The sequence below is a fragment of the Alkalibaculum bacchi genome, from assembly GCF_003317055.1.
Lineage (GTDB): Bacteria > Bacillota > Clostridia > Eubacteriales > Alkalibacteraceae > Alkalibaculum > Alkalibaculum bacchi.
The window spans coordinates 1-1,066 of sequence record NZ_QNRX01000046.1; the positions used below are offsets into that span (position 1 = coordinate 1).

Below are 1,066 nucleotides of genomic sequence, written 5' to 3' on the forward strand. Positions count from 1 at the left end.
TATGCCCTTATTAACTTGACCTTTTAATTCTTGAATCAAGAATCTTTAGATGATTTATTTCTTTTACTTTTCTTATGCAGTTTTCAAATAACACTTGTTTTAGTTTTAAGTTCTATGTTTTAAGTTCTAAGTATTAATCACCTTCGGTAATTGTTGCTTTTACTTACAACTTAGATCTTACAACTTATAACTGTTTCATGGTGGGCTTGGGAGGACTCGAACCTCCGACCTCACGCTTATCAGGCGTGCGCTCTAACCACCTGAGCTACAAGCCCCTAATTTCAGTTCTAAGTTTTACGTTTTAAGTTCTAAGTATTTAATCACCTTCGGTGATATAATGCTTTTACTTACAACTTAGATCTTACAACATATAGCTATTTTAAAATGGTGGAGATGAGGAGATTCGAACTCCTGACCCCCTGCTTGCAAGGCAGGTGCTCTCCCAACTGAGCTACACCCCCACTTTTTAGTTCTAAGTTCTATGTTTTAAGTTCTAAGTAACTTTGTCACCTTCGGTGACTATTGCTTTTGCTTACAACTTAGATCTTACAACTTACAACTATTCTGAAATACAAAAAGTATTTCAAAATAAAATAGTGCACCACAATATGTTCTAAGTTCTATGTTTTACGTTCTAAGTAAAACCTTTTGTCACCTTCGGTGACGTTATGCTTTTACATAGAACTTAGATCATACAACTTAGAACTTAACCCATGCTCCCTAGAAAGGAGGTGATCCAGCCGCACCTTCCGATACGGCTACCTTGTTACGACTTCACCCCAATTATCGACCCCACCTTCGGCAGCTGCCTCCGACACATCATTTAATCGTTTCACTCTTAAATGATGTAGTTCTAAGTTCTACGTTTTAAGTTCTATGTTTATGTCACCTTCGGTGACCTAATGCTTTTACATACAACTTAGACCTTACAACTTACAACTCATTTAGTTGGAACAACTAAATGATATGCCGGTTAGCTCACTGACTTCGGGTGTTGCCAACTTTCGTGGTGTGACGGGCGGTGTGTACAAGGCCCGGGAACGCATTCACCGCAGCATTCTGATCT

The 1,066-nt window shown here is 38.6% G+C and carries 2 tRNA genes and 1 rRNA gene; all 3 read right to left on the reverse strand.

The window, feature by feature from the left end:
- Positions 1-198: 198 nt before the first annotated feature.
- A tRNA-Ile gene (locus tag DES36_RS14640) sits at positions 199-275 on the reverse strand.
- Positions 276-385: 110 nt separating this feature from the next.
- A tRNA-Ala gene (locus DES36_RS15110) sits at positions 386-461 on the reverse strand.
- Between the two features lie 263 nt (positions 462-724).
- A 16S ribosomal RNA gene (locus DES36_RS14645) occupies positions 725-1,066 on the reverse strand; the annotation flags it as partial.